The following is a 20,130-nucleotide window of genomic DNA, read 5'->3' on the forward strand; positions in this document are numbered from 1 at the left end:
AACAACGGAAATAGCAGGGAAACCTGCTTTTTCCCGTATAAGGAGACAGAATTAGAGGAAGGAGATTTGACCTATGGGAAAAGTTGTATCAGCAGAGGTGTTTTTGCTGCACAGAAAAACAATCGTATTGGCAACGGCTTATGGACGTCCGGCACAGGTAAGAGGTCACGTGATCGTAAAGCTTACAGACGAGAATGGGCTCTGTGGCTGGGGCGAGGCGACTCCACTCCCGAAATTTACCGGCGAAACGCCGGAATTTGTACAGTATGTACTTGAGAAGGAACTTATATCGGAAATCATAGGAGTAGATGCGGCAGATCTGTGGGAAGCCAGAAATCGATGGAATCATAAGCTCCCGGAGCATGCAGCGGCCAAGATGGCGTTGGAGGCTGCTTTTTATGATCTTGCAGCGAAAGAGCGGAAGCTTCCTCTTTACCAGATGTTCGGTGGAAAGCTGCGGGAGAAGGTTATGATCAATCGTCATCTTGGAATCATGGGAATTGACGAGGCGGTGGAAAAGGCGGTCCAGTATCGGGAACAAGGGTATCACAGCATAAAAATGAAGATCGGTACGGATGTTGAAGAAGATATCCGCCGGGTCTGCGCAGTCAGGGATGCTGTTGGATATGAAATGAAACTTCGCGTGGATGCCAATGCGGGATACAGCTATTCGGATGCATATAAGTTTATTCGAAAGACCAGTGATCTGGATTTGGAAATGTATGAACAGTTGCTTGATAAACATGATTTTAATGGGACAAAGCAGCTGAAACGGGATACCGGTGTTGTGATCGGAGTCGACGAAGCGATCAATACGGTCCAGGAGGCAGTCCGGTATGCATATGAGCGGGCGGCTGATGTGTTTGTTCTGAAGCTTGTCAAAACCGGCGGGATCCAGAATGCTGTTACGATTTCAGAAATTGCGGCATCCGCAGGAATCCGCTGTGTAGTGACCAGTACATACGATACACAGATCAATGGAGCTGTCTGCCTTCATCTTGCATCGTCCCTTCCGGCATCTACGATGTCCAATGATATCACCTGCTATGCGACCCAGCCGGATATGGCAGATACATGTCATGTGTTGAAGGATGGCTATTTGACGGTTGGAGATGAAGCCGGAATCGGGGTGCGAAGCCTGAAAGAGATGAAGATCGTCTGAGGTTGATTTTTTGACAAATCCCCCAAGTTGTCAATTGAGTGCCAGAAAGACAGTCCTGTCCGGTCGTCGCAGATATTTTCGGATGCCTGCATTCTGGTAGAAGGCGGAATTGAGGGAGCCTTGAAAAAATTAAAAAAATGATCCTGAAACAAAACAGGATCGGACGCGAAGGGCGTGTGAAGAATAAAGCTTCATTTTTCACACGCCCTTTTTGTGTAACAGAAAGTTTCGAGGAATTCCCTGCTACACAAAAGGCATTAACGTGCCGATGATGCGCATTTGCGGGCAGACGGATGCAAATTACAGATTTTTCCTAAAAAATTCTTCTGCGTTCCGGAACATAATGCCCTCCGCCAGCTCCTTTGACATTCCCTTTTCCAGGAAATATTCGTAGAGATCAGCAGCTTTTGCCGGAGTGTTCAGGTATGTAGGAAGTGTCGCACCGTCGAAGTCGGAGCCGAGGGCGATGTTTTCATAGGCACCGAGGCTGAAAAAGTGCTCGATGTGGCGGTAGAGGTCGTCGGGAGAATCGCCGATGCCTCCGTCGGTAATGAAACTCTTGCAGTAGTTGAGGCCGATGAGGCAGTTCCGGCGGACCATCTCGCGGATCATATCATCCGTCAGGTTCCGCTTGTGGGAACAGATGGCGCGCGCGTTGGAGTGGGTCGCTACGAACGGGCGACGGGCGGTCTCAAAGAGGTCGGCGTAGCCGGTGTCGTTTAAATGGGAGACATCAACGAGGATCCCGCGGTCTTCCATTTCATGGACTGCCTGCCGTCCGAAATCTGTCATTCCGTGAGTGGTGGCGTGTCCGGAACCGAGCTCATTTTCGCCGTTCCAGGTAAGTGTCATGCAGCGGACTCCGTCATCTGCCAGTTTTTTTACGCGGGTGATATCACCGGCGAGAGCGGCGCCGCCCTCGATGGTCAGAAAAGCGGCCGTCTTTCCTGCCTCCCATGCAGCCTGCATATCGGAAGCGGAACGGCAGGGGGAGATGCGGTCATGGAATTTTTCCATCTGGCGGTTAAAATTGTCACGGTTTGTTTCGTAGTAATCGATGGCGGCCTGTCCGCGGTGCTGATCCGGGATGAAGATGGCATAAAACTGTGCCCAGTGAACGTCAGACGGGATCGCGTTCAGGGAGAGCACACGGTCCGGATCATCAAGCGTGTCCGGGGTCAGCCCCTTATGGATACAGTCTGTGAGTGTGTCACAGTGCAGGTCGATCAAAGCATAGGGATTCATGGGAAATTCCTCCTGAAAATATATTTTGAATTTATTGTAACGGAACCGTTCAGACGTTTCCGTCAATTCTGTCTCCGGATCTTGCCTTTTAAGATCATCGGGTAGCGGATCAGGGCATCGGAATCAAGCGCTTCTTTTTTCATATCCACCGCGGTGATCTGGTGGTTTTCGTAGGTCGTATAGTAGTAGGTTCCAGTCTCGGCACTGCAGCAGGAGGTGTAGATCGTGATCTCATATTTTCCTTCTGCAACCTCACAGCAGCCGCGCTGCTGGTCCACAGAGCCTAAGATATGGAAGAATTGGCTGACGCTTTCTTCTTCGCTGTCACCGGAGATCGAGTTTGCGCGGGTGAATGCCACGCGGGCAAAGCGGGACTGGGAAGAGAGATCCCCCGGAAGACCGAGAGCGCCCATGCCGCGGCTGTAGGTGGCAAGCGGAAGCTCCGGAGAAAAATGATTTTCCGGCTGGCGCGGGGAAAGCCCGAGATAGTTATTTAAATGGAACATCTGCAGATCGAAGGGCGGATTGTTTGTGAGAACACCGGCAGGATCATCATGGACATGGAGTCCATCGGTCATGGATTCCACGACGATCGCCTCGTTTTTATCCGCAATGATCCAGTGGAGGCTTGCGGCAGGCATCTGCGGACTAAAAGGTGTTCCGACAAGATTCATGCGGGCAAGCGCTTCGCGGACCTCCGGAATAGTTGCGCACCGGCTTAAGATCCAGGGGATAAATTCAAACTGGGCAACATTCTGCATTCCATCCGTCGGCTCTGCATAGGCGGCGTTTCCGACAAAGTTGAGTCCTGCCATGCCGAGTCCCTTTTCGTTCATGGCATCATAATACAGAGGATAATTGTCTGCAACGTGCGCCATGCCGATGATGGCATAGTGGGATGCAAGCGTATCCATATGGCGGAACGGGATCGGGTAATTGCGGGGAGTGATCGTGATCTCCTCTCCGTAGGAAAATTCGTAATCCAGGGTTCTTCCAAAATAAAAGCCCTTTGTCTTGTAAGTTGCTGCTGTACACATAAGACAGGAACCTCCTTAAAAATAGTAAATTCGCAGCGCGTTTATCTCATTCGGAGACCTGACTCCCACGGAGACAAATTTGCTGTTACTCACCACCTGAAAGAGGCGGGAGTCTTTTCGCCTGAGATAAATACGGATATAGTTTCTTCTGCATAAAAAAGATTATACCGCATTTTTTGGAAAAATTCATTAAAAAGAGCTTTACAAAAACACTTTAGTATGGTAACATGATAACACGATGAAAACAGAGAAATGAAACCGGACAGAAAAATGCGGGCGGTTTTCGGATACGACGAAAAGCTGGTCCGGGCAGCCGGATCACGGACAGATAAGAGGAGGAAATAATGATGAAAAAGAGATTATTAAGCGCAGTTATGGCATCCGCAATGGTACTTTCCCTCGCAGCATGCGGCGGAGCAAAGACAGAGACAACAGCAGCAGAGACAACTGCCGAGAAAAAAGAGGAGACAACAACAGCAGGTACGACAGCTGCGGAGACGGCAGAAGCAGCAGGAGGCACACTGATCGTCGGCTTCGATCAGGATTTCCCGCCAATGGGATTTGTTGGTGACAACGGCGAATACACAGGCTTTGACCTTGATCTCGCGAAAGAGGTCGCAAGCCGTCTCGGTCTCGAATACAAGGCACAGCCGATCGCCTGGGACTCCAAGGATATGGAGCTTGAATCCGGCAACATCGACTGTATCTGGAACGGATTTACGATCACAGGCCGCGAGGATGATTATACCTGGACTACACCGTATATGGCAAACAAGCAGGTATTCGTTGTAGCGAACGATTCCGATATCAAGAGTCAGGCTGACCTTGCGGGAAAAGTCGTGGAAGTACAGGCCGATTCCTCCGCGGAGGCTGCGTTGAAGGAGAATCAGGATCTCGCAAATACATTCGGCCAGCTTTTAACGACACCGGATTATAATACCGCATTTATGGATCTCGAACAGGGTGCGGTTGACGCAGTCGCAATGGACGTGATCGTTGCAGGATACCAGATCAAGCAGAGAAACGCGGACTTTAAGATCCTTGACGATTCCCTCTCTGAGGAAGAATATGGCATTGGCTTTAAGAAGGGCAACACAGAGTTAAGAGATAAAGTACAGGGAGCGTTAGAGGAGATGGCTGCCGACGGCACATTAGCGAAGATCTCTGATGAATGGTTCGGCGAGGACGTTACGACGATCGGAAAGTAAGCGCGTGTCGGAGCTGTAGAAATCTTGCGGGATACGGAAATGCTGTTTGACAGACATTCCCATATCGGCTAAAATAGTAAAAGAATTTTGATTACGGGAACCGGAAAACAGTTCCCGTAATTTGTGTTATTTATCTCAGTCGAGAAGACTCCCACCTCTTTAGATGGTGAATAATAGCAAATTTGTCTCAGTGGGAGTCAGGTCTCTGACTGAGATAAACGCTCCGCGAGGATGCGCAGTGATTCTGTATGGAATATGTCAGCTTTGCTGACCAGAATCACGCGCCAAGTCTCACGGACGTTCGACTTGAATATGAAGGAAAGCAGGTAAAGATCGTATGGGTAAAATGACAATCGGGCAGATGGTCGCACAGCTCGCCAGTGGTATGCTGATCAGTACGCAGATCTTCGTGATCACGCTGATGTTTTCTCTTCCACTTGGACTTATTGTGGCGTTCGGACGCTTATCGAAAAATCGCGTGATCAGCATGATCGTAAAATTTTACATCTCTATCATGCGCGGAACTCCGTTAATGCTGCAGCTGATGGTCGTTTATTTCGGACCATACTATCTGTTTCATATTAAAGTCGGCAGCGGTTACCGCCTGACAGCGACCTTTATCGGCTTTGTGATCAACTACGCGGCATATTTTGCAGAAATCTACCGCAGCGGCATTCAGTCGATGCCGATCGGCCAGTATGAGGCGGCACAGATCCTTGGATACACGAAAGCTCAGACCTTTTTCAAGATCATTCTGCCTCAGGTTATCAAGCGCATTTTGCCGTCGATCACAAACGAGGTGATCACACTTGTAAAGGATACGTCCCTGTCATTCACCCTGAGTGTCGCTGAGATGTTCACGATCGCGAAAGCTCTGGCAGCATCCCAGACAAATATGATCCCGTTTGTCGCAGCCGGAATTTTCTATTATGTGTTCAACCTCATCGTGGCTGTCGTTATGGAGTGGATCGAGAAAAAGCTGGATTATTACCGGTAGGACTGGAGGTCTGTGGATCATGAATCTGTTAGAGTTAAATCATGTAGAAAAATCATTTGAGAACCTGTCCGTGCTGAAGGATATCTCCATCAGCATCGGCGAGGGCGAAATCGTATCCATCATCGGACCGTCCGGATCCGGGAAATCAACGCTGCTCAGGTGCGCGACAATGCTTGAGAAGATGGATGGCGGCGAGATCGTATATCTTGGGAAAAAAGCGGCATGGACGGACAAGGACGGACATGTGGTCTATGCGGATAAGAAGGACATGAAGGAGATCCGGAGCCAGTATGGTCTCGTGTTCCAGAATTTTAATCTTTTCCCGCATTATTCTGTGCTGAAGAATATCGTTGACGCGCCGATCCATGTGCAGAAGCGAGACAAGGAGAAGGTATATCAGGAAGCGAGAGAGCTGTTAAAGAAGATGGGACTGGCGGACAAGGAAGACTATTATCCCTGCCAGTTATCCGGAGGACAGTGCCAGCGTGTGGCGATCGCGAGAGCTCTGGCGCTGAACCCGAAGATCCTGTTCTTCGATGAACCCACATCAGCTCTGGACCCAGAGCTGACAGCCGAGGTGTTAAAGGTGATCCGTTCTCTGGCAGATCTGAATATCGCCATGGTGATCGTTACCCATGAGATGGCGTTTGCAAGGGATATTTCCCACCGCGTGATCTTCATGGAGGGCGGCGTGATCGTCGAGGAGGGAACGCCAGAGAAGGTGTTTGCATCCGATAATGAGAGAATGAGGAGCTTTCTGGGACGATATGGGGAGATCCTGTAATTATGTTGACCTCTCTTGCGTTAATATTTTTAGTGGGACTTTCCGCCGCAGCAATCTGCGGGAGGCTGCGGCTGCCGCGTATTATTGGTATGCTGTTCACGGGAATTATTCTGGGACCGCATGTTTTAGGTCTTCTGGATGACAAGATCCTGTCGATCTCATCGGAACTCCGGCAGATGGCTCTTATTATTATTTTATTGAAAAAATACCGGATGTGGGCTATAATGAGCGCAAAATATGCGGTATCAGGCAGGCGTTTTCATCAGGGACGTTTTATTTCACTGAGCTGATATTTGAAATACCGCAAAACAGGAGGCAATTATGGATTTCGAAAAATTATGCGCAGAAAGATATTCTCTTAGAAAATATGCAGATCGCCCGGTGGAGGCAGAAAAGCTGGAAAAGGTGCTGGAGGCAGGTCACAATGCACCGACGGCTCACAATCTCCAGCCGCAGCGCATTCTTGTGATGCAGAGCAGAGAGGCATTGGAGAAAGCAGAGGAGTGCACCGCATGCAAGTTCCATGCACCGGTGATCCTTGTTGTCGCGTATGATCCGGCGAAGGCCTGGAACCGTGAGGGAGATATGAAAAACCACGGGGAGATCGATGCGACGATCGCGGCGACACAGATGATGCTTCAGGCGGCAGATCTCGGTCTCGGAACCTGCTATGTCGGCATGTTCAGCCAGGAGAAGCTTCATGAGCTGTTCCCGGAGATGAAGGGACTTGTTGCGACTGCGATGCTTCCGCTCGGATATCCGGCAGAGACGGCGCATCCGTCAAGACTTCACACCGACAGAATGCCGTTAGATGAGATGGTGATCCGTCTGTAAAAGCATATACATAGATTCAGACCTGCCAAAGTGGAAGAAAGCCACGGGCAGGTCTCTTCTTTTTCTGAAGTGTTCGCGTTGCTGTACACGGGCAATGTCAGTGACGTGTTGTTACTGTACACGGGTAGGAATTTTCTGAACTGAAAATTCCGTACAATACAGTGGTGGTAGTGGATTTTGCCGATTCGGAATGCGAAGCATCGGCAAAATCCTGTTACAGTGCGCGGGCATGGAGTGCCCGTGTACTGTAACGACGTGTTCGCGGCATAAAAACTTTTGTTCGTATAAAAAATACACAAAATATCTTTTTTGTGGTAAAATATCGGACAGGAGGCAGCCTGAGATGACCGCTTCTGTTACTCAGTATTGAAAAACGGAGGAATGACAGATGGAATATAAGGTTTCCGAGAAGATTCAGAAGAAATTCGACACACTGACAAAGGATGCAAAGGTTCAGAAAGCCCTTCAGTTTATGGAAGATGACCAGAACGAGATCATCAACAGACAGATCGAGCTTACCCTGATCCCGGCACCGACGAACCATGAGCAGAAAAAAGCAGCGAGACTTCTTGAGATGTTTAAGGAGGAAGGTCTTACAGACTGCCATATCGACGAGTACGGCAACTGCATCGGAATCCGAAAAGGTACCGGTGGCGGAAAGACGGTTCTTGTAGAGGGACATATGGACACGGTATTCCCGCTTGATACAAAGCTTGAGATCGTCCGTGAGGACGGCTTTATCAAATGCCCGGGAATCGTGGATGATACGAGAGGATGTGCGACCGTCCTGTCTACGATCCGCGCTTTAAATGCGGCAGGAATTGAGACAAAGGGCGATATTCAGTTTGTCGGAACGGTTCAGGAGGAAGGAACCGGCGCGTTAAAAGGAATGCAGTATTATGTAAACCACCATCCGGAGCTGGATGCCAGCATTTCCGTTGACGGCCCGGGATTTCAGGAGATCACCTATGAGGCGACCGGAATCCAGACATACGAGATCAACTTCCACGGCATCGGCGGACATGCCTGCGGAGCCTTCGCAAAGGTAGCAAACCCGATCCATGCGGCAGGACGTGCGATCGCGAAGATCTCTGAGATCCAGGTTCCGAAGGAGCCGATGACTACATTTGCGGTGACCACCATGCAGGCGGGAAGCTTCGAGGCTGTCCATGCGATCGTTCCGGTGGCACAGATCCGCTTCAACTTCCGTTCGAACTCTCAGGAAGAGCTTGAGAAGCTCCGCAAGAAGATCTTCGATGCCATCGATGAGGCATGCAAGGAGGAGACAGAGCGCTGGGGCATGGATACGATCACATACGATGTAAAACATATCTGTGATGTCAATGCCGGCCATCAGGATGCCCATGCGCCGATCGTAGAGGGCGCCATGGCGGCGGCAGAGTATCTTGGATGCGAGGAGCCGAAGCTTGGAAACGGTGGTTCCACAAACTGCAACCGTGCTCTCGAAGCAGGACTTCCGGCAGTGTGCCTCGGCATGGGCGCGGATTATGATATCCACGCGCATATGCTTTCCGAGCAGTTTAAGGTCGAGGGCGCATATAAGGGCTGCCAGCAGACATTGCTGCTTGCGCTGCTCTGCGCGGGCATGGATGATGTGGAGAGCATTATCGAGAAATAGCAGGACAAAATGAAAGCTTAGTATGAAAACGGCACAGACCTGTCAGGTAAATGGCGGGGGTGTGCCGTTTTTGATCGACCGATCTGCATGGTGACACTTTTTATGAAAAGCCGCACATTTGCCGCAGAAAATCAAGGAAAAAGCAAGAAATAATCACCTTGACACTATGTAGTGCGTTGGATAAAATAGAGAATGACAGTTGGATTGTGCCGATCTGCAGTCGAAAGCGTGCTGCAAGCTTGCTCGCATAAACGCTTTTGAATGAAAAGCGGTATAAGGGCAACGCCCGGAGCTTCTTGTGCGCCGGAGGCGAACAAGAAGAGAGCAATCCGGTAACTGAAAATAAAAAAGGCAGGATGGAATCATGAAAAAAATAAGAATGCTTCTTCCGACAGGCGCTGTGATCGGCATGCTGGTGGTGGGAACAGCGTTTCCTGCGATGGCAGCGGCAGATAGCGATACGGCAAAATTTGTACGCGGCACTACGATCAATGCGGTGGATGTCTCCAAGCAGACGGCACAGCAGGCGAAAGGATATCTGGAAGGTTATTTCAACGAACACTACGAGATTAAAATACAGGACGCGGACGGCAACCTGGAAGTCTTAAAGGGAACCGATGTCGGTTACCACTTAAACGTTACCGGCAGCGTCGATGATATTTTAAAGGAGCAGAATGACACAGGAAGAAAGACGGGGCCCGGCTCTGACCAGAGCTACACAGTGACCGTGGAGGCAACTCTCGATGACGGGAAGCTTGCCGCAGCGCTGGCAAACCTGCACTGTGTGACGGCGGCAACACCGACTTCCAACGCGTATATCTCTGCTTACGAGGAAGGAAAACCCTTTACGATCGTTCCAGAAGTTCAGGGAAACGAACTGGATATGGATAAAATGAAGGCTGCCGTTAAATCAGCACTTTTAAGCCAGAAAAAACAGATCCGGCTTGCAGACGAGGATTGCTATAAAAAGATCACCGTAAAATCTGATGACGCGAACCTGGTACAGCTCTGCACAACATTAAACGCATACAAGGATATCCAGATTACATATGTGTTTGGATCCAGCAGAGAGACCCTGGATGGTCTGGAACTGGCAAAATGGGTGACTGGGACGAACGGCACCGAGATCCAGGTAGACCGTGACAAGGCAGTAGCATATGTGAAGTCTTTAGCGGATAAGTATGACACTTACGGAAACCATAAGTATAAGACGACATCCGGCCGGGATGTTGTTGTATACGGAAAATATGGCTGGAAGATCAACCAGACAGCCGAGACAGACGCCCTCGTGGAGGCAGTAAAAGCGTGCCAGACAACGGAGCGCGAGCCGATCTACGAGAGCCGCGGCGCGACCCACGATGGTTATGATTTCGGACAGACTTATATCGAGGTGGATCTTGCCACACAGCATCTCTATTTCTATAAAGATGGAAAAGTGATCATCGACAGCCCGTTCGTATCCGGAAACGTGTCAAAGAACTACACGACACCTCCGGGACTCTTTGAGCTGTATTATAAACAGAAAGACCGTGTATTAAAGGGAGAAGATTATGCGGCTCCTGTAAAATACTGGATGCCGTTCAACGGTGGGATCGGACTTCATGACGCGGACTGGAGAAGCAAGTTCGGCGGAACGATCTACCAGACAAACGGTTCCCACGGATGCATCAACCTGCCGCCGAAGGTAGCAGCACAGGTGTATGAGAACGCATATAAGGGAATTCCGATCATCTGCTGCAATTAAAGCGGGGACGGATCTCAAAAAGGATGAAAAGTAACTGTTCAGTATGGCTGCGCATTTACGAAAAATAATTATGGAAAGAATATTCATCAGAGGGAGATATGCACCGGAAAAGGTGACAAAAGCCGCAGCATGAATACCGAAAGGGAAAGAAAAAATGGATAAACAGCAGGTTTTAAATCAGTTAAGAAACGCAAAGGAGATCTATGTTATCATGTCTCTGTGCACAAAAATGCCGTATGTGGTATGCGACAAAGAGACATTCGATGACGAAGTTCTGCTCTATTTTAAGGAAGAAGATATCAGACGTGAGGGCAAGCGCCTCATCGAGGAGAAGATTCCGGTACAGATCGCGAAAGTCGACGCGAACCAGATGCTTCACTTTTATGGAAACCTTTACACGATGGGTGTAAACTGCCTGATGGTAGACCAGTATATGGAGAGCGAGTGCCGGATCCAGCTTTCGGAGCTTGTGAACCGTCCGGGCCAGAATAAGCCGGATGCACCGGAAGAAGAGAAGAAAACCTGGATCGAGAACCCGAGCCTTCATCTGACCGCCCTGTACTTTATGCAGGAGCTTCGCAGACAGAAATTCGAGAAGATGCCGGATGAGTTAAAGGAGATGCAGGAGGAGATCCTTGCAGACTTTACCCGCGGAACATACATCACCGCATTTCAGGAAGGTGCGGGCGTTCCGTTATTAAAACAGAAAAACGGTGATGCGTACCAGCCGATCTTTACGGACATCATTGAGTTCGGAAAATTCAACTCGAAGAACCAGTTCAAAGCGATCGCGGTAACCGCAGATAAGATCCCGAGCATCCTCGTAAAAGAGGCAAAGGGAGTGGTTGTAAACCCGTTTGGCGTTAATCTCCAGATGCCGATCACAAAGCGTACTGTTCCGAACCCGGAAGCTGCTGCACATGCGGATGCCCAGGCGGCAGTTCAGGCAACTCAGGTCGAGGTCAATGCGACTCATGAGAGAGCAGGCGCTGAGGAAGAGAGCGGAGCCGGGAATAAGGCAGAGAACTAAAGAAAAATTATGAAACTCCGGCGTGTCCGCATCACGGAAAACAGTGAGCAGGATACGGCGGAGTTTGTAATACTTCCCGGTCTCAGGGAGCAGGCCCGCAGAGGTGGGATAAGGAGGTTGACAGCTTTGGAGAGTGACAGAAGGAAGATCGAAGAAACATATTTAAAGGCAGTGGATATCGGATATTCCTACCGCCTCGCAAAGAAGATGGAGGAATTTAAGAGCAATCCGGTCCTTGGCTACCGCACAGCGGGATCGAAGGCGGAATTTGATACCGGGGAATTCCTGAAGGCGGAGATGGAGCGGATCGGGCTCTCTGATATCCATAAGGATGAGATCTGTCTGGATTCCTGGGAGTTTGAGAAGGCGGTCATGCGGTTTACGGACCGAGACGGAGAAAAACATGAAATCCAGCTCGGCGCTTATCAGACGGAGTTTGTGACGGATGGATGGAAAGAGTATCCACTTGTCTACGCCGGACGCGGAAAGGAAGCGGACTATGACGACGTGGATGTGACAGGATGCCTTGTGATGGTGGATATCAATCAGCGAGATGAGTGGTGGATCAACTATCCGGTATATCAGGCCCGCTTAAAGGGCGCGGCGGCGGTGATCGCGGTTCAGGACAACGGCTATGGGGAGATCGACAGTGAGGCGTTAAATGCCCAGGATATCGCAGGACCGAAGGACGCCCCGGCGTTTTCCATGTCGAGAAAGGATGCGGAGATCCTGAAAGCGGCATTAAAGGAGAAACCGCGGATCACGGTACAGTTTGACGCGAAATCCGTAGTGAAGGAAAATATGCCATCCTATAATGTCTGGGGAACCATTCCCGGAAGGTCGGAGGACATGATCCTGCTCAGCGGCCATTATGACTCTTATTTTGATGGATTTCAGGATGATAACTGCGCTATCGCGCTGATGTTTGGGATCGCCAGGACGCTTTTAGAAATTGGATATAAACCTGAGAAGACCATCGTTTTCTGCTGTATGGCGGCGGAAGAATGGGGGATCGAGAACTCCAAGTATGACTGGTCTACCGGTGCATGGCAGCAGGTATTTAAGCTCCGTCCGGAATGGCAGGGAAAGGTCATCGCGGACCTGAATTTCGAGCTCCCGGCCTACGCCCACAATCCCTGGGACGCGATCCGGTCCACCTACGAATATGAAGACTTCCTGACGGAATTTGTGAAAGAGTTTCCTGTGGACGCGAGAAAGGTCTACCCGGAAGGTCTCGGGGTCCAGTGCCCGATCGAGACATGGTCGGATGATTTCTCCGTTGCGATCTCAGGAATTCCGTCCATGGTGAATGAATTCAGCAGCGCGGAGTTTATGGAGACCCATTATCACTCCCAGTTTGACAACGACGAGTATTACAACGCGGATGTGTTCCGGTTCCACCATGAGCTGTATGGACTTCTTGTCATGGCATTCGACCGGGTGAAAGTTGCGCCGGTGAATGTTGGAAGAACGCTCCAGGCGCTCCAGGAGAGCGTCAGACCGGTTACGGGACGGGAGGACGAGAAGAGTATCCGGGTTCTGCTGGAGCGGACGGCTGAGGCGAAGAAGATCGCGGATGAGGTGTACCGGAAGGTAAAAGAAATTAATGATGTGAAGAATGCCGATGCTGCATGCTGTATACATAAAGGCGGTCAAGAATCTCATATAGAAGAAAAATCCGAGGCCGATGGGGCGGATGCAGCGGAAAGTGCGACTGTTCAACGTGGCGAAAATGCAGCGGATACAGAAGCGAATGATAGAAACGCTGCGCTCCAGAAACAGCTTCTTTACCTATTCCGCAAATGCCAGGACTATTTCGTCCGGCTGAACTGGCACGATGAGGTCCTGTTCCCCCACGAGGCTGCCCAGAGCAATCTGCGCCATATCTGCGACGCGGTCCGAAGTCTGGAGAACGGGGATGTGCAGGGGGCTCTGGATGCCCTGTACCTGGTGGACAACAACCAGTACGCGTTCCAGTTCGATGATGAAGTGTACCACTACTTTACGGAATATGTCCTGAATCAGGACTGTGACCGGTTACAGTGGGGTGCCGGACGGATCGTCCACCATGTGGATCTCTCGAAGGAGGTCAAGAGCCTCCAAAAGAAGATCGCGGAAGGCAGACATGACGTGTCGGAGGAACTTGCCGCTCTCAGAAAAATGGAAGAAGAGCAGCTTGTCTGCTTTGACGATGATATACGATATATGACCCAGGCCGTGGATACGTTGACGGCGGGGTTAAAAAAAGCGAAAGAGGTGTTGGATTTTTAGTTATGGACAGCCAGATATTGTACCGGGTACAGAGAGAAGATCTGCCCAGGCTCCAGAAGATGCTGGTAGAATGTTTTGCCAGGGACCCGCTCTATGAGACTCTGATCCCGGATGCCGAGACGAGAAAACGGCTGATGCCGGAGCTTTTTGAGTGTGATCTGAACGAATTTTATGAGACATGTGAGATCTTTGCGGACAGCCCGGAGTTAAACGGACTGCTGGTCGTCTCCGATGAGGCGGAGGAGTATGATCCGGTCCGCTTTTACCTGACGGAGGCGTGGGCATCCTTGAAGACAGATGAGTATCTGATCAAGGAGGATAAGAGCTTAAAGACGCTGTGGAATTTTATCAGGGGACGTGATTACTTAAACTCCCACTGGACCGCCCAGCTCCACCAGGAGAACCGTTTACATATCATCTATCTCGCGGTGAGCCCGAATGTGCAGCACCACGGAGTTGCGGAGAAGCTTATGGATGACGCGATCCGCTATGCGGAGAAACATCGGATGATGATCTCGCTGGAGACACATAATGAGAAGAATGTGGCGTTTTATGCGCATTTTGGATTTAAGGTGTTTGGGATCGTCGAGAAGGGGATGGGACTAAAGCAGTATTGTTTAGTAAGAGAAATTTGACAATAGAGACTTAACTCAACATTTTGTACATAAAACAAGGACCTCAGCGATTGGCAGCCGCTGAGGTCCTTGTTTTATGGTATATATTGAGGAATAAATTTGCCCTTATTGGCAAATGGGGCAACGATATAAATTGAGATCAATTATCTCTGAACACGTCCGGATCCATCGCCGCCAGCTAATTTCTTAACTTCATCTACGGAAACCATGTTCATGTCGCCTTCGATGGAGTGCTTTAAGCAGGAAGCTGCTACTGCGAACTCGATGATGCTCTGAGCATCCATGTCGCTTAAGCAAGCGTAGATCAGTCCGCCGCCGAAGCTGTCGCCGCCGCCTACACGGTCAACGATGTGCATTGCGTATTTCTTGCTGAAGTAGTAGTCCTTGCCATCGTATAACATAGCGGACCAGTTGTTATCGTTTGCGGAGATGGACTCACGAAGTGTGATAGCAACCTTCTGGAAACCGAAACGGTCAGCAAGCTGTTTTGCAACGTCCTTGTAACCCTCGTGGTTTACAGCGCCCTTTGTAACGTCTGTGTTGGAAGCCTTGATACCGAATACATCGGAAGCATCCTCTTCGTTTGCGATGCAGACATCAACATATTTGCAGAGCTCACCCATAACCTCGCCTGCTTTAGCCTTTGTCCAGAGCTTATTTCTGTAGTTTAAGTCGCAGGAAACTGTGATGCCGAGTTCTTTTGCTTTCTTACATGCCTCAAGGCAGATAGCAGCAACAGTGTCGTTTAATGCCGGTGTGATACCTGTGAAGTGGAACCAGTCAGCGCCCTCGAAGATCTTAGCCCAGTCGAAATCTTCCGGAGTAGCCTCGGAGATTGCGGAATGTGCACGGTCATAGATAACCTTGGACGGTCTCTGGGAAGCACCTTTTTCAAGGAAGTAGATACCTACACGGTCACCGCCGCGTGTGATAGTGGAAGTATCAACGCCGTATCTTCTTAACTCGTTGACAGCAGCCTGGCCGATCTCGTGCTTCGGAAGCTTTGTAACGAATGCAGCGTCAAAACCGTAGTTTGCAAGGGAAACAGCTACGTTAGCCTCGCCGCCGCCGTAAGTAGCGCCGAAGTTGTTAGCCTGAACGAAACGATAGTATCCCTCCGGAGCGAGACGGAGCATGATTTCACCAAATGTAATAACTCTCTTGGACATGAGGATTCTCCTTAAATTTTAATATAATTTATAATCAGATAATGTAGCGTGACGGGAAGTGCGAACGCCACTTCGTTTGCACAGCGCGACGGGAACCGCGAACTCCGCTGCGCTACGTTTGCGTAGCGTAAAATTGCACGTTGTGCAATTTTACTTATTTCTGAACAAGGTGTACTGCGAAGCCGCCGATCTCGTCTGCGAGATAGATTGCTGTCATCTTGTCGCCTTTGAACTTAGCGGACTCTTCGTTGAACTTGTAGCCCATCATCTCAAGGTAGTTTTTAGCTCTTACTACAGAGTTTGTAGCAACGGCGATATGACCCTTGGAGCCAAGTCCCTTGGACTTCATAGCCTCAACAGCGGTTCCTGCGAATACGGAGCTGTTGCCGACTTTCTTTGTGAATCCGAACAGACCGTCGAATGCGTCAGCAGTTTTTTCAGCTTCAGCTTCGCTGTCGCAGTTGATTCCGATATGAGCGAGCTCAAAACCGAGCATTGTCTGAACAGCTTCCTTTGTGAGGTCGCGGATCTTATCGAACTCACCGGCAGCTACGAGGTCTTTCTTAACCATCCAGCTTCCGCCGCAAGCAAGGATCTTGTCAAATGCAAGGTAGGAGTTGATGTTCTTAGCGTTGATTCCGCCTGTCGGCATGAACTTCATCTGTGTGTACGGAGCTGCCATAGCTTTGATCATGTTGATTCCGCCAGCCTGCTCAGCCGGGAAGAATTTAACAACATCAAGGCCAAGGGAGATCGCCATCTCAACATCGCTCGGATTGGAAGTACCCGGAGTTACCGGAATTCCCTTATCTACACAGTATTTAACAACGGTCGGGTTTAAGCCCGGGCTTACGATGAATTTTGCGCCTGCGTTTACTGCACGGTCAACCTGCTCAGTTGTAAGAACAGTACCTGCGCCAACTAACATCTCCGGGAATTCTTTTGCCATAATACGGATGGACTCTTCTGCTGCAGCTGTACGGAATGTAACCTCAGCGCACGGAAGACCGCCCTCGCAAAGTGCCTTTGCAAGCGGTGCTGCATCCTTTGCATCGTCAAGTACAACAACCGGAACAATACCAATTTTCTGGATTTTCTCTAAAACTTCGTTCATGATTCCTGTCTCCTTTTTTGCTTTATAAATTTAGGAAATTCAGTTTTAGTCAATAATCAAGTCATATTGAGTCTTAATACCGAGTTTCATAATACGGAACTAAGTTTCGCATTGCGGTATCATCTAAATTAGATTATACTCATGAGATTCGAATTGTCAATAGCGAAAAAGCCTAATTTTACTGGATTTTCTGAGTAAAACTGCCGAAAAACAAATTGCTTCATTTTATTATGGAAGTGTGGTAAACTATAAAAAGTAAAAACAAGGGAACCATAAGAACAGAAAAATATTTCCTGTGAAAGACCGGGAACGGCTGCCGGAGATGAGCGGCAGTTAGAAAGGGAAAAAACAATTATATGGATATACAGTTTCAGAAGCTGGGCGCCGAGAATTTTGCGGAACTCAGTAAGTATTATGGAAGGCGCCACGACAATACCTGTGACAGTGTGATGCTTGATAATTTCCTCTGGGCGGATTACTATCATGTCCACTTTTGCGAGAGAGATGACAAGGCAGTTCTCTGGATCATGAAGATTTTAGGAAAGATGTATGCCTCTCTTCCTGTGTGCGCCATCGAAGATATGCCCCACTACTTTAAAGAGATCGAACAGTATTTCAACGATAATCTTCATCTGCCGCTTGAGATCTATCTGGCGGACCAGGAGGCGGTGGACTGTTTAAATCTCCCGGCGGACCGCTACTCCGTAACGGAGCTTCCGGATGCAAAGGACTACCTTTACAGCGCGGAGGCGTTGAAGACATTGGCCGGAAAGGCGCTCCACAAGAAGAAAAACAACCTGAACGCGTTCAAAAAAGCATATGAAGGAAGATATGAGTACCGGACGCTCTGCTGTTCGGACGGCTGCGAGATCTGGAAGTTTCTGGATCAATGGAGAGAGGGAAAAGGCCAGGAGGTCGAGGGACACTTGGATTATGAAGTGGAAGGAATCCACGAGATCTTAAGGAACTGCTCGATGCTGTCAGTCCGCATGGGAGGGATCTATGTGGATGACCGGTTGGAGGCGTTCTCCATCGGAAGCTATAATAGTAAGGAAAAGATGGCGATCATCCACATCGAAAAGGCGAACCCGGAGATGCGCGGACTTTACCAGATGATCAACCAGCAGTTCCTGATCCATGAATTCCCCGAGGCGGAGATCGTAAACCGTGAGGATGATATGGGACTCCCGGGACTCCGTCAGGCGAAGATGTCCTATGCGCCGATGGATTTCGCGAGAAAGTATCGGATTAAACAGTTAGATTTTGAGGCACAGAGCGCGGAGTAAAGTATGATACGGTATTTGGAGACAGAAGAAAAGGGAAGATGCCTGGATCTCTGGAGAGAGGCGTTCCCGGAAGATTCCACGGAATTTTGTGATTATTATTTTAAGGAAAAAATGAAGGACAACAAGGTACTTGTCCGGGAGGAGAACGGTGAGATTGTATCCATGCTCCACCGGAACCCGTACAGGATCTATATGCGGGGAAGTGAGGCTGTGTGCGACTATATCGTCGGCGTTTCCACACTGGTTGCTGGGCGCCACAAGGGATACATGAGAAGTCTCATGCTGGCGATGCTGCGGGACATGCAGGAAGAACGGATGCCGTTTACGTTTCTGATGCCCGCAAGAGAGTCCCTGTACCGTCCCTACGATTTCCGGTATATTTATGATCAGCCGCGCTGGGTCCTCAAATATAATCCCCACATCCACAGAGAGCCCTGTAACCTGAAGACGCTGGGTGCAGATCTGGCGGAGTGGCAGACTGCCTGGTTAAAGAGAAAATATGAGGTCTTTGCGATCCGCGATGAGGCATATTTACAGCGGATGGAGAAGGAGCTTGCCAGCGAAAATGGAACCTGCACACTGCTCTATGACGATGACTGGTTTATCGGAATGCAGAGTGAGTGGGGCTTAAAGGAACGGGAGATGCGTTATCTCTACACCGGAGAACATTACCGGAGCGAGGCGGGACGGAAGCCGGCGATCATGGCGCGTATCGTCTGCATGCCGGAGTTCGTAAAGACGATCCGGTTAGCGGAGAACTGTCCGCAGGATGAAGTGACGGTGGAGATCGGGATCAACGATCTCTTCGTACCGCAGAATCAGGGTGCATGGCTGTGGCAGCTGACAAAGGAAGGCTCGAGGATGATCCAGGAATCCCGGTTTATCGCAAAGGGGAAAATGGAGGTCCTGACGATCTCGGAGCTTACCGAGTGGCTGTTTGGATACCGGACACCGGCGCAGGTGGCGAAGATTCCGTATGGGGAGTATATTGAGCCGTTTCGCGGAGTGTTCTTAGATGAAGTTGTGTAAATGATATCAGGGTCAAACGGTGCATGATCCGCTGACAGCAAAGCAGAAAAGCGCATGATATCAGATGTGAGATGACTCCCACCTCTTTAGGTGACGAGCAGCAAGAATGCCGAGACGTTCTTGAATACAGAAAGGAGAGATCTGTCATGACAGAGCGGGAAACATTAAAAAAGTGGCTGGATGAGAGCAGCAATATCGTATTTTTTGGCGGGGCTGGCGTGTCCACGGAGAGCCATATTCCGGATTTCAGGAGTACGGACGGACTGTACAACCAGCAGTATGATTATCCGCCGGAGACGATCTTAAGCCATTCCTTCTATATGAGAAAGCCGGAGGAATTTTACCGATTCTACCGGAACAAGATGCTGTTTCCGAACGCGGAGCCGAACAGAGCTCATAAGGCACTTGCAAAGTTAGAGAAAATGGGAAAATTAAAGGCAGTCGTGACACAGAATATCGACGGACTGCATCAGAAAGCGGGCAGCAGGGAGGTTTTGGAGCTCCATGGTTCTGTACTGCGGAATTACTGCACACGCTGTGGAAAGTTCTATGGACTGGATGCAATCTTAAATTCTACGGGAGTTCCGAAATGTACCTGCGGCGGAACGATCAAGCCGGATGTAGTCCTCTATGAGGAAGGTCTGGATCAGGAGACCATCGAAAAATCCGTGAAATATATCGCGAATGCGGATGTGCTGATCATCGGCGGAACGTCCCTCACGGTATATCCTGCAGCGGGGCTCATCGATTATTACCGGGGACATAAGCTGGTCCTCATCAATAAATCCGTGACATCGATGGATAACCGCGCGGATCTCGTGATCAGCGGGCCGATCGGGGAGGTTCTCGGGGACGCAGTCGGAGTATAAACAAATATTGTTTAGAATGATCGATGAATGCCGCAGTAAGTTTGAACATCATACATAGGCTGGAATGGGCGCACATA

18 protein-coding genes are annotated in these 20,130 nt (G+C 49.7%); 14 read left to right on the forward strand and 4 right to left on the reverse strand.

Annotated features, from left to right (window positions below):
• Nucleotides 1–73: 73 nt before the first annotated feature.
• Nucleotides 74–1,162: a mandelate racemase/muconate lactonizing enzyme family protein gene (locus ABCW45_RS06420; protein ID WP_215704114.1), complete on the forward strand. Its 1,089-nt coding sequence runs from the start codon at nucleotides 74–76 to the stop codon at nucleotides 1,160–1,162.
• Between the two features lie 300 nt (nucleotides 1,163–1,462).
• Here the strand turns inward: ABCW45_RS06420 and ABCW45_RS06425 are convergent, their stop codons facing one another.
• Nucleotides 1,463–2,407: a dipeptidase gene (locus ABCW45_RS06425; RefSeq protein WP_343220501.1), complete on the reverse strand. Its 945-nt coding sequence runs from the start codon at nucleotides 2,405–2,407 to the stop codon at nucleotides 1,463–1,465.
• Nucleotides 2,408–2,469: 62 nt separating this feature from the next.
• Nucleotides 2,470–3,444, reverse strand: a complete 975-nt coding sequence (gene bsh, locus ABCW45_RS06430) for a choloylglycine hydrolase (RefSeq protein WP_343220502.1) — start codon at nucleotides 3,442–3,444, stop codon at nucleotides 2,470–2,472.
• A 347-nt stretch (nucleotides 3,445–3,791) separates the two neighbouring features.
• Between bsh and ABCW45_RS06435 the strand changes: the two genes are divergently transcribed.
• From ABCW45_RS06435 to ABCW45_RS06480, 10 genes are all read left to right on the forward strand, one after another.
• Complete coding sequence (locus tag ABCW45_RS06435; protein WP_117567680.1) at nucleotides 3,792–4,652, forward strand: amino acid ABC transporter substrate-binding protein; 861 nt, start codon at nucleotides 3,792–3,794, stop codon at nucleotides 4,650–4,652.
• 346 nt (nucleotides 4,653–4,998) lie between these two features.
• Nucleotides 4,999–5,649 (forward strand): amino acid ABC transporter permease, encoded by a 651-nt coding sequence (locus ABCW45_RS06440; RefSeq protein WP_343220537.1) that lies wholly within the window; start codon nucleotides 4,999–5,001, stop codon nucleotides 5,647–5,649.
• A gap of 19 nt (nucleotides 5,650–5,668) precedes the next feature.
• A complete protein-coding gene (locus tag ABCW45_RS06445) occupies nucleotides 5,669–6,433 on the forward strand; it encodes an amino acid ABC transporter ATP-binding protein (RefSeq protein WP_343220503.1) in 765 nt (254 codons plus the stop codon).
• Nucleotides 6,434–6,435: 2 nt separating this feature from the next.
• Nucleotides 6,436–6,723: a cation:proton antiporter domain-containing protein gene (locus ABCW45_RS06450; RefSeq protein ID WP_015552954.1), complete on the forward strand. Its 288-nt coding sequence runs from the start codon at nucleotides 6,436–6,438 to the stop codon at nucleotides 6,721–6,723.
• 31 nt (nucleotides 6,724–6,754) lie between these two features.
• Entirely contained in the window at nucleotides 6,755–7,267 is a 513-nt protein-coding gene (locus ABCW45_RS06455; RefSeq protein ID WP_015552955.1) for a nitroreductase family protein, read from the forward strand.
• A gap of 388 nt (nucleotides 7,268–7,655) precedes the next feature.
• On the forward strand, nucleotides 7,656–8,906 hold the full coding sequence (locus ABCW45_RS06460) for a M20/M25/M40 family metallo-hydrolase (protein WP_117503546.1): 1,251 nt from the start codon (nucleotides 7,656–7,658) through the stop codon (nucleotides 8,904–8,906).
• Between the two features lie 364 nt (nucleotides 8,907–9,270).
• The gene (locus ABCW45_RS06465; RefSeq protein ID WP_015552957.1) at nucleotides 9,271–10,650 is read left to right on the forward strand and encodes a L,D-transpeptidase family protein; all 1,380 of its coding nucleotides are present in this window, start codon (nucleotides 9,271–9,273) and stop codon (nucleotides 10,648–10,650) included.
• Nucleotides 10,651–10,804: 154 nt separating this feature from the next.
• Nucleotides 10,805–11,680: an SseB family protein gene (locus tag ABCW45_RS06470; RefSeq protein ID WP_117468982.1), complete on the forward strand. Its 876-nt coding sequence runs from the start codon at nucleotides 10,805–10,807 to the stop codon at nucleotides 11,678–11,680.
• Between the two features lie 126 nt (nucleotides 11,681–11,806).
• Nucleotides 11,807–13,951 (forward strand): M28 family peptidase, encoded by a 2,145-nt coding sequence (locus tag ABCW45_RS06475; protein ID WP_343220504.1) that lies wholly within the window; start codon nucleotides 11,807–11,809, stop codon nucleotides 13,949–13,951.
• A gap of 2 nt (nucleotides 13,952–13,953) precedes the next feature.
• Nucleotides 13,954–14,586: a GNAT family N-acetyltransferase gene (locus ABCW45_RS06480; RefSeq protein ID WP_120039906.1), complete on the forward strand. Its 633-nt coding sequence runs from the start codon at nucleotides 13,954–13,956 to the stop codon at nucleotides 14,584–14,586.
• 143 nt (nucleotides 14,587–14,729) lie between these two features.
• Here the strand turns inward: ABCW45_RS06480 and ABCW45_RS06485 are convergent, their stop codons facing one another.
• Both ABCW45_RS06485 and ABCW45_RS06490 read right to left on the reverse strand, forming a co-directional pair.
• Entirely contained in the window at nucleotides 14,730–15,755 is a 1,026-nt protein-coding gene (locus tag ABCW45_RS06485) for a sugar kinase (protein WP_021905128.1), read from the reverse strand.
• A 154-nt stretch (nucleotides 15,756–15,909) separates the two neighbouring features.
• Entirely contained in the window at nucleotides 15,910–16,869 is a 960-nt protein-coding gene (locus ABCW45_RS06490; protein WP_117483544.1) for a bifunctional 4-hydroxy-2-oxoglutarate aldolase/2-dehydro-3-deoxy-phosphogluconate aldolase, read from the reverse strand.
• Between the two features lie 356 nt (nucleotides 16,870–17,225).
• Between ABCW45_RS06490 and ABCW45_RS06495 the strand changes: the two genes are divergently transcribed.
• The 3 genes from ABCW45_RS06495 (at nucleotide 17,226) to ABCW45_RS06505 (ending at nucleotide 20,053) form a co-directional block, all read left to right on the forward strand.
• The gene (locus tag ABCW45_RS06495; RefSeq protein ID WP_015552962.1) at nucleotides 17,226–18,155 is read left to right on the forward strand and encodes a DUF2156 domain-containing protein; all 930 of its coding nucleotides are present in this window, start codon (nucleotides 17,226–17,228) and stop codon (nucleotides 18,153–18,155) included.
• A gap of 3 nt (nucleotides 18,156–18,158) precedes the next feature.
• Complete coding sequence (locus ABCW45_RS06500; RefSeq protein WP_015552963.1) at nucleotides 18,159–19,184, forward strand: GNAT family N-acetyltransferase; 1,026 nt, start codon at nucleotides 18,159–18,161, stop codon at nucleotides 19,182–19,184.
• 146 nt (nucleotides 19,185–19,330) lie between these two features.
• Nucleotides 19,331–20,053: an NAD-dependent protein deacylase gene (locus ABCW45_RS06505; protein WP_117503081.1), complete on the forward strand. Its 723-nt coding sequence runs from the start codon at nucleotides 19,331–19,333 to the stop codon at nucleotides 20,051–20,053.
• Nucleotides 20,054–20,130 lie beyond the last annotated feature (77 nt).

It is taken from the genome of Pilosibacter fragilis (genome assembly GCF_032490495.1).
Lineage (GTDB): Bacteria > Bacillota > Clostridia > Lachnospirales > Lachnospiraceae > Pilosibacter > Pilosibacter fragilis.